Origin of the sequence: Pseudanabaena sp. SR411 (genome assembly GCF_002251945.1) — a bacterium.
In the GTDB taxonomy this organism is placed as follows: domain Bacteria; phylum Cyanobacteriota; class Cyanobacteriia; order Pseudanabaenales; family Pseudanabaenaceae; genus Pseudanabaena.
The window spans coordinates 42,610-52,526 of sequence record NZ_NDHW01000173.1; the positions used below are offsets into that span (position 1 = coordinate 42,610).

The following is a 9,917-nucleotide window of genomic DNA, read 5'->3' on the forward strand; positions in this document are numbered from 1 at the left end:
GATAATTGATTTCCTGATCGCACTCTTAGGTTAAGCCAAGATCACAAGTCTTTACCAAATGCTTATCTAGATTTAATACCAAGTTAAGAAATGACTAAGCCATTTCTTAACTTGAAAGCCCACATGTTTTTTTCTACAACATTGCGCTATTCCTTCTTTCAAGTCAAAAGACACCCTGTCGTATAGCCAGATGTCACTTATTGTAATGTAGATTCAATATTTGCTACAGAGTTATGATACGACTAGAACTGTTTGCAGAGTGGTATCACTAACTCCATTAATGATGCCACCCGATCGCACAATAGCTTGCAACATTTCTAATACTTCAAAGGTAATTTCTTCACCAATACACACTAAAGGAATCCCTGGAGGATAGGGACAAAGAGATTCTGCACTAATTCGCCCGATCGCTTGTTCGAGAGGAATGCGATCGCTTTTAGCAAAATAGACTTCACGAGGAGTAAGTTTAGATTGGTAATTGGTGATTGGTGATTGGTAATTGGTAATTGGTTTTTCCTTTTTCCTTGTTCCTTTTTCCTTGCTGAGTTGTTGCAATCCATTCACTAGCCGCTCAATATCAGTTTTAGTATTACCAAAGCTAAGACTAAATACTAATTGCGTAAGTGTAGGCATTTCCGCCATCACATCCAATTGGGAATGTAAATATTCATCAGCTTCAAACCCTGTAATCTCTAGGCAATCAGTCATCACCGTAAGTCGAGTATTATCAAGGGTAGGAATTTCTATTTGACTAAAAGTTCGCAAATTTGGAATTTGGTCTAATTGCGATCGCGCAGTTTTTGCTAGCTTCAATGTCTCAGTTAAGAGTTCTTTGCCATGCATAGCCATTTGCCGTCTTGCCACATCCAGAGAAATCATGAGCAAGAGATTGGGACTGCTTGATCGCAATATTTGTAACGCCCGATCAACCTGTTCAGTAGCAACGCGATCGCCTTGGAGATGCAACATTGAAGACTGCGTGAGACTACCTGCCACTTTGTGCGTAGATTGAACTACGAGATCGGCTCCTGCTTGTAATGCTGATTTTGGTATGTCAGGATGGAATCCTAAATGCGCTCCGTGAGCAGCATCGACTAATAGGGGAACATCAAAAGAATGGGCGATCGCTACCATTTTCTCAAGTTCGCCACAGACTCCAAAATAATTAGGACTTACCAGCATTACTGCTTTTGCGTCAGGATGTAGATTCAGAAATAATTCTAGAGTTTTAGGGCTTACACCCAAATCTAAATCATATTCTGCTAGATAGTCAGTAGGTAAATAAATCGGTGTAGCACCATTGAGAACTAATCCTGCGATCGCCGCCTTATGACAATTGCGCCCAATGAGAATCTTGTCACCTGCGCCACAGGTTGCCAAAAGCATCGCTTGTACACCACAAGTAGAGCCATTGGTCAGAAACCATGCGCGATCGCTGTCATAAGCATCAGCAGCAAGAGTTTCAGCATCAGTGATGCAATCTTCGAGATCAGGTAATTCTGGCAAATCTAGGCGAAACATATTTTCACCCATGATTGCCGTCAACTCGCGATCGATTCCCTGACCACGTTTATGTGCTGGCATATAAAACGGCGCGTGATTGATATCTAGATATCGCCGCGCCGCTTCTAATAATGGAACTGAATCTTGATTCAAGGTCTATTTTAAATATATGGCAAAATTTAGGATGGGAGGCGCAAAGCTCCTCCCATCTTAAGAAACCTGTCTAGATCCCCCCCAGCCCCCCTTAAAAAGGGGGGAGAATTTAAACTCTTCCCCCTTTTTAAGGGGGATTGAGGGGGATCTCTTAGAGCTTCTGACCGCAGAAAGTAATTCTCAAATGGTTTCTAAGATCACTAACCCAAATATTTCTCCAAAGCTGTTTCCACAAGATCCTTCATCGAAGCACCCTTTTCCTCAACAGCTTTTTTGAGCAGTTCATAGGACTTAGCCGAAAGGGTAACGCGATGACGGACATCTTTACGTTTGCCCTTAGAGTCAGTTTCATCTACTTCGGGAACATAGGCTTCCGCAAACTTGCGTAAGTCTTCGATCCCCTTGCGATCGCAAAAATCACCAAAGGTTTCACTCGCGACTCGTTCATTTTTGAAATAAACAAATAGAGGTTCTAAACCTTGTTCAAGATTTTGAATATGCAAACGTTGTACATAGGGTTGAGCTAAACGGGTCGAGTTAAAGCTACCACCTAGCCAAATTTGGTATTCATCAGCAGCGCTACCGACAAAAGCAAGTTCCGCCATGTAGGGACGAGCGCAACCATTGGGGCAGCCTGTCATGCGGGTGACAAAGGTTTCGTTCTCTAAGCCCAAACGCACTAATAGTTGGCGGATTCTGGCTAATACGCTGGGTAATGCACGTTCTGACTCGGCGATCGCTAATCCACAGGTCGGAAATGCGGGACAAGCCATCGAATAGCGAACGAGGGAATCAATTTTGTCAGCAGCAAGAACACCACAGCGATCAAGAATCTTTTGAATCTCTTCTTTCTCATCGGCAGCAACTTCCGTAATCAACAAGTTGTGATTGGGCGTAAGGACAAAATCATGATGGAATTTCTCACTGATTTCCCGCAAAGCAGTTTTCAGTTTTAGATCTTCGCGATCGCTAACCCGACCATTCTCAATCGAGACACCGACAAAGTATTTGCCATCACCCTGCTCATGCCAGCCCAAATAATCCTGATATTTGAAATCTGGCAATTCGCGAGCTACATCAAGCTTGGTTGGATAGTAGTCCAATAAAACTTGCTTAAATTTCTCTACACCCCACTCATGCAAAATATGCTTGAAGCGAGAATGACGACGATTGTGGCGATCGCCATAGTCCCGTTGTAATGAAACGATCGCCTTAATCACATCATAAATTTTAGCCTCAGGCACAAAGCCAATGCTGTCAGCCATTCTGACAATGGTTGCATCATTATTGTGGGCGCGTCCCAAACCACCACCAACGTAAACATTAAAGCCTTCTAGCTCGTTTTGAGCATTGGTAATCACCACCAATGCCAAGTCATTGGTATAGAGATCGACTGAGTTATCACCAGCAACCGCGATCGCAATTTTAAATTTGCGTGGTAGATACTGAACACCATAGATCGGCTCAATATCACTGATGTTAGTTTTAGCTGTCCCCGTTCCCTGACGATTACGAGCCTCAGTAACCTCAGGTGCTTCAGAAGAAGTTACCGCAACTTCGCCATCAAGCCAAATATCATAATAAGCCCCAGCCTGTGGTGCTAACAAATCCGCAATTTTAAAAGCATATTCACGGGCATAGGCATACTCAGGCTTATTTTTAAAAGGAGCCGATGGAGCCATGACATTACGATTGATGTCACCACAAGCACCCACCGTTGATCCCATGTTTCGCGTGATATCAGCAATCACCGTTTTCAGATTCTCTTTAAGAATGCCATGAATCTGAAAACCTTGCCGCGTTGTTGCCCTCAAAGTGTGATTGCCATACTTATCACACAGCTTATCCAAAGCCACATACAACTGCCAAGGAATCACACCACCGGGGCTACGGGTACGCAACATCATGCTGTATTGCGCTTCTTCACCTTTAACCTTGTTCTTTTCAAAATCTCGCTCTTTTTGTTGATAAGAACCATGAAACTTCAGGATCTGTATACCATCCTGACTGAAAAAAGGGTTGCCATCAGTTAGCTCAGTATTGATCGGACCTCGCAAAAAGTTACTTTTTTGCTTAAGGACTTCAACCTTTGATACTTTTACAGGATTTGTCAAAGTGTTTGTCATGGTTCAACTATCGAGATTTCGTATATTTTTAACTTCTTTGCCCCACCATTATACCCCGATAACCCCATCGGAATTAGGATGAACTTTACAAAAAGCAAAGGCAGCCCCATGGGCTGCCTTTGCTTTTTGTTTTGCAATAGACGAGTGGCGGCGCGAAGCGCCGCCACTCGTATTCTTGGTTTTTATATTGCAATGCGAGTTTTGCTTAGGACATAAACCTCAACAATAGTAATGGCGGCGCTTCGCGCCGCCATTACTATTGTTGGGTTTAGAAAAAACTATTCGCTTTCTTTACCAAAACCAGAATAGGCTTCCATGCCATGTTCAGAGATATCAAGTCCCTTGAACTCTTCTTCTGGCTCAACACGAATACCACCTGTGATTAGGGAAATAACGTACCAAGCAATAAAGCTAAAGGCAACGGTAAAACCACCAACGGAAGCAATACCAATCAGTTGAGCTAAAACTTGATCAAAGCCACCACCGAAGAATAAGCCAGCCTTAGGACCAGCACCTGCTTGCAAAATGTAACCACCGCCGATATCCGTTGTCTGTCCGACAGCAAATAGACCGACAGCTAGAGTACCCCAAATACCACAAACAAGGTGGACTGAAGTTGCACCAACGGGATCATCAATCTTCAGATTGTCGAAGAAGCCAACTGCAAATACAACAATTGTGCCGCCGATCGCACCAATGATAATGGAGCTAGGTAAGGTAATCCAAGCACAAGAAGCAGTAACCGATACCAATCCAGCCAAGATACCGTTAACGATCATTGATAAGTCTGGCTTACCAAGATAAAACCAAGCAACGATAGTTGCGGCAATACCACCTGCGGAAGCACCCATGTTTGTAGTTAAGGCAATATGGGAGATCAAACGACCGTCAGCCGCCATGGTTGAACCGGGGTTGAAGCCAAACCAACCTAACCATAGGATCAAGCAGCCTAAAGTTGCCAGACTCATACTATGACCAGGAATAGCACGATTTTTGCCATCTTCGCCGTATCTGCCATGACGTGCGCCAAGAATTGCCGCGCCAATAAGTGCTGCCCAGCCCCCAGCTGAGTGAACTACTGTAGAACCCGCAAAATCGAAAAAGCCCAATTTTGACAGCCATCCACCACCCCAGATCCAATGTCCAGTAATCGCATAGGAAATGCCAACTAACAAAAAGCTGAAGATCAAGAATGCAACAAACTTAATCCTTTCGGCTACTGCACCTGAAACGATTGTTGCGGCTGTTCCTGCAAATACTAACTGGAACAAGAACTTAGCTTCGAGCGGCACACCTGTCCAGCTTAGTCCGGGGAAGTCACCCTTATAAGCATCAAGAGTTGCAGGGCTATTGTCTGCACCACTTAAGAAAAATCCTTTCAAGCCAATAAAGGCATTGCCGCCGCTATCGCCATACATGAAGCCAAAACCGATTGCCCAGTAAGCGATGGTAGCGATCGCAAATACAATTAAGTTTTTGGTAAGAATATTAACCGCATTTTTGCGGCGACAAAAGCCAGACTCAACCAGAGCAAAGCCAGCATTCATGAAAAACACGAGAAATGCTGCAATAACTACCCAAAGAGTATCTAAACCAACTTTGAGTGCCGCAACATTTTCCTGAACCTTGTCTGGAGTTAGCGGTTCAGGAGTGGGGGCAGCAGTTTGAGCAGTGGCTGCGTACACCCAAAAAACACCGATAATTGCCGCAAGGGGAATACAAGCAGTCCAATTTACTGAACTCTTGAGTCTCCTCTTTTGATTTGACTTATAAACCAACACCTTAAGATTCTCCTCAGCTAAGTAAGTTACCCATGCAAATACAAAGAATGCAAAGATTAATTACTTTCATAACAACAGATTCAAGCACCTAGGTTTTGTGTAAAGTTATACATTTTCGAGTATTGCTATATAAAAATAGACGACGCATTGCGCCGTCTATAGTATTGAAAGTATTTAATATTGAGTCTGAGACTATTTTGAGATTTTAACTTTCATTTGGAGTTTGACTGACAAATACACCAGAACCAAACTCACTTCCATAGCCTTCCTCGCCATGTACAGGCAAGTCAATACCTTGCTCCTCAATGGAAGGAGCAACTCTCAAGTCCATAAATAGTTTCAAGACTTGGAGAATGATAAATGTAGCTATAGCTGCAAACACGTAGGTAATGGCAACACCCTCAAACTGCTTCCAAATGAGTATAGGATTACCATCCAAAAGTCCAAGGTTGGCATCTCCACCAAAGGCAGCTTTGGTCGCAAATACACCAGTTAGCATTGCACCAATAGTTCCGCCAACACCATGAACAGAGAAGGTATCGAGGGAGTCATCAAATTTGAATTTTGCACGCAAACTTACAGCAACAAAACAGCATACAGCCGTAATTGAGCCAATCAAAATCGCGCCAATTGGCGTAACAAATCCTGCCGCAGGAGTAATACCAACTAGCCCTGCCAAGAATCCACTAGCAATACCTACAGCAGTTGGCTTACCACGTAACACCCATTCAAATAGTAACCAAGTTAAACCACCAGAAGAGGTTGACACAGTAGTTGCCACAAAGGCAACTGCCGCAAGTGGTCCAGCCGCCAGAGCGCTACCAGCATTAAATCCAAACCAACCAAACCACAGCAGACCAATGCCTAAAAGAACGTATGGGACATTATGTGGAGTATGAGGTCTAGTAGCGAAATCTTTGCGAGAACCAATTACCAAAACAGCAACTACAGCAGCCACACCAGAACTAATGTGAACAACTGTTCCACCTGCAAAGTCTAAGGCTCCCAACTCTTGCAAGAATCCTCGACCCCATACCATATGGGCAAGAGGAGCATAAACAAATGTAGACCAGAGCAAAATAAACCAGAAATAAGCTTTGAAGCTCATCCGTTCCACGATCGCACCAGAAATAAGGGCTGGTGTGATGATCGCAAACATCATCTGGTAAACCATGAATACTGCGTGAGGAATTGTTCCTGCATAGCCAACGGGATCAGGAGCATCAAACTTGACTCCATTGAGGAATACCCAATCAAGTCCACCAATAAACTTTTCTAGCCCCTGACCAAATGTACCCTTAGCTACTTCAGCAGTTACATCAAAGGCTAAGCTATACCCCCAAAGTACCCAAGTAACACCGACTACAGCCATGAGCAGTAAGCTCATCATCATCGTGTTTAGTACATTGCGGGTTCGGACTAAGCCACCATAGAAAAATGCTAACCCTGGAGTCATCAGCAACACAAGAGCCGCCGCTACTAACATAAATGCCGTATCACCAGAATTGATGGGAGAAGCAGCAGGTGTAGGTGCAAGAAGTTTGTCGAGGGCTTCCTTTTGCTCTTTGGTTAGAGTTACAACATCGCTACTTGTGGGAGCTGAGGTAGTGGTTGGCGAAACGCTAGGCGATGCAATAGGCGAAGGACTTACGGTAGCCGCAGGAGAAGCAGTTTCTGTAGGGCTAGCGGTGGGAGTAGGTGATTGCGCCCAAGTCTGACCTGTAAAAGGAAAACTCACTAACCACAAAACTAGCAACGTACTCAATAGAAATTTTTTGATCACAGACTCTATACCTTTCACAAAGTTTTCACATTAAGGTAAAATGAGTTAAATAAGCGCTGCTTCAGAAGCATCCCAAGGCTGAAAAGCTAAGAACTTATAAAGCTCATAGACTAACTTCTATGGTTATCATAGGTAAATTATCCAATAATGATTTCATCAATTTATCAAGCATCAATTTGTATTGGAAACTACATTTGCAACTCATAGTGGCTAAGACATTTAAAATTGAATGATTACCTCTAAAAATTATGAGATACCAATTAAAAACCTGAAGTTTAACATTGGTATTCGGGATGGACTATAACTTTAAGCATTAGTGCTTACTACCTTCTCAGTCTAAAAACTATAGATATTAAAACCAAGAATTAGTGGTGCGGCGCTTCGCGCCGCACCACTAATTCTTGGGTGGCAAGGGAGCAACTCACAAAGGTTCGCTCCTGTTTTGCTAATTTAATCACACGCTTAAAAACTCCTGTGCTAGAGTTGAAGTGATTTTATATCTTGCATTCTTGTATTCCTCACACACATCACTTTTCAGGAAGTTGACATGGCAAAAGGCGGACTTGTACTTGGTACAACAGCAGCATTGGCTGCGGCTGTGGCAGTTGTTGGTTTTCAGCTAGCAAACCCTAGCATCGCCGCATTTCGGGATAGCCCCAAAGAAATCGTTGATGAAGCTTGGCAGCTTATCAATCGCGAATATGTCGATGGTGCTTTCAATAAAGTTGACTGGCGACAAGTCAGACGACAATATGTCGAAAATCGCGATTACTCTTCCAAAGCTGAGGCATATCGCTCAGTTCGGGAAATGCTCAAACTTCTCGATGATCCATATACACGCTTTATGGATCCTGAGCAGTTTAAGAGTATGCAAATTGATACTTCGGGGGAACTCACAGGCGTTGGGATTCAGCTTGGCATGGATGATGCGACCAAGCAATTGACAGTTGTTGCCCCAATTGAAGATTCACCAGCATCTCGTGCTGGCGTTTTGACTAAAGACATTATTACTTCAATCGCTAATAAATCCACCGAAGGCATGGATATCAACCAAGCAGTAGCCCTAATTCGTGGTCCTGCTGGTACAAAAGTTAAATTGGGGATCAAGCGTGGCGATAAGCAGTTTGATATTGAGCTAGAACGCGCCAAGATTGAGATCCATCCAGTCAAAGCCGAACTTCGTGATACCAATGTCGGCAAGGTTGGCTACATCAGTCTGCGGCAGTTTAACGCTAATGCGGCAAGTGATATGCGTAAAGCGATCCAAGATCATGTCAGTAAAGGCGCAGTTGGTTTTGTCTTAGATTTGCGATCCAACCCCGGTGGACTTCTCTATTCCAGTGCTGAAATTGCGCGGATGTGGCTAGACAACGCCACCATTGTTTCCACAATTGATCGCAAGGGTGAAAGTGAAAGGCTGACCGCTAACCGTCAAGCTCTCACTAATAAACCCCTTGTGGTGTTAGTTGATGGTGGCTCAGCAAGTGCTAGTGAAATCCTTTCGGGGGCTTTGCAAGACAACAAACGAGCGGTGATTGTCGGCACTAAAACTTTTGGTAAGGGACTAGTACAGTCAGTACATTCCTTGAGTGATGGTTCAGGTATGGCTGTGACGATCGCTAAGTACTACACTCCCAATGGACGCGATATCAATCACATGGGGATTGTGCCCGATCGCGTAGTTGAGCTAACCAAAGAAGATCTGGAAAAGCTCAATAAAAATCGTGAGCTAGTTGGTACAAGTTCTGACCCACAATTTGCCAAGGCGATCGATATTTTATCGACTGAGCTAAAAAGTGTAAGCTCTCGCTAAAAAATATAGAAATGCAAATATAAAAAAGCAGACATTAAATTGTCTGCTTTTTTTATGAATCCATGTGGCGTGTCAGTACTGCTTCCATTGTGCTTTCGAGATTTTGACCTGCAATAATCCCACTAGTTAAAGAATAAATATTATTATCTCGACGGTAAAGGGTCTGAAAACCTGTTCGCATTTTTTTGTCCCCCATTACCCAATAACGTTGAATAATCGATTCTGGTCCAATTATGCCCTCCCCTTCAACTTTGCCCAGCGAGCTATCATCAACAACAAAGGTAAACCGACGCTCATCCGAGTCAATTCTCCCTTTATAAGCCATGGTTAATTCTTCGCGATCACTATTGGGAAAAGTCAACTTGGTGACCATAGTGAACCAAAAATTATCTCTTGACCAACCTACTAAAGTTCTACCCTTGACTTGAATTGGCATGGAGTCTCGCTCTACCCAATTACCTTCGAGAGTCCATTTCCCAGGTTGCACTAAAAAGGTATGCGCCACGGTTTTACTCTATTTTGTTGCTCTGTAGATCAGCCTTAATTATATAGCGTTATTACCAATCGCTATAGGATCTACAAAGTAAGGACGGCACATAGCAGCATTTTTACCTTAATTTCTAAGTACAGGACAAAAAATTAATGGAGTTAAAAAAGGCTTGAGAATTAAGATGAAGGTCAAAGATGAAGTGACGCAGAGAATCAAAACCAAGACGAAAAATGCTTTTAGGTAAGCGCCCGTGCTTTTTAGGTTTGAG

Annotated in this window: 6 protein-coding genes; 1 reads left to right on the forward strand and 5 read right to left on the reverse strand. The window is 43.4% G+C overall.

Annotation, left to right across the window (positions count from 1 at the left end; translation table 11 throughout):
• Window positions 1-231: 231 nt before the first annotated feature.
• The 4 genes from B9G53_RS18150 to B9G53_RS18165 form a co-directional block, all read right to left on the reverse strand.
• Window positions 232-1,656 (reverse strand): aminotransferase class I/II-fold pyridoxal phosphate-dependent enzyme, encoded by a 1,425-nt coding sequence (locus B9G53_RS18150; protein WP_094534819.1) that lies wholly within the window; start codon window positions 1,654-1,656, stop codon window positions 232-234.
• Window positions 1,657-1,856: 200 nt separating this feature from the next.
• Complete coding sequence (gene sir, locus B9G53_RS18155; protein WP_094534821.1) at window positions 1,857-3,782, reverse strand: sulfite reductase, ferredoxin dependent; 1,926 nt, start codon at window positions 3,780-3,782, stop codon at window positions 1,857-1,859.
• 278 nt (window positions 3,783-4,060) lie between these two features.
• Window positions 4,061-5,563 carry an ammonium transporter gene (locus B9G53_RS18160; RefSeq protein WP_176453263.1) on the reverse strand — a complete coding sequence of 501 codons (1,503 nt, stop codon included), beginning with the start codon at window positions 5,561-5,563 and terminating at the stop codon, window positions 4,061-4,063.
• A gap of 205 nt (window positions 5,564-5,768) precedes the next feature.
• On the reverse strand, window positions 5,769-7,073 hold the full coding sequence (locus B9G53_RS18165; protein ID WP_217901619.1) for an ammonium transporter: 1,305 nt from the start codon (window positions 7,071-7,073) through the stop codon (window positions 5,769-5,771).
• A gap of 820 nt (window positions 7,074-7,893) precedes the next feature.
• Here B9G53_RS18165 and ctpC point away from each other — a divergent pair.
• Window positions 7,894-9,159: a carboxyl-terminal processing protease CtpC gene (gene ctpC / locus B9G53_RS18170; RefSeq protein ID WP_094534826.1), complete on the forward strand. Its 1,266-nt coding sequence runs from the start codon at window positions 7,894-7,896 to the stop codon at window positions 9,157-9,159.
• Window positions 9,160-9,211: 52 nt separating this feature from the next.
• Here ctpC and B9G53_RS18175 read toward each other — a convergent pair whose 3' ends face one another.
• Window positions 9,212-9,664 carry a hypothetical protein gene (locus tag B9G53_RS18175; protein ID WP_094534828.1) on the reverse strand — a complete coding sequence of 151 codons (453 nt, stop codon included), beginning with the start codon at window positions 9,662-9,664 and terminating at the stop codon, window positions 9,212-9,214.
• Between the last annotated feature and the right edge of the window lie 253 nt (window positions 9,665-9,917).

What these genes read in the sequence shown, in the direction of transcription:
- ctpC (WP_094534826.1), top strand. Translation starts at nt 7,894, where the DNA reads ATGGCAAAAGGCGGACTTGTACTTGGTACAACAGCAGCATTGGCTGCG.
- sir (WP_094534821.1), bottom strand. Translation starts at nt 3,782, where the DNA reads ATGACAAACACTTTGACAAATCCTGTAAAAGTATCAAAGGTTGAAGTC.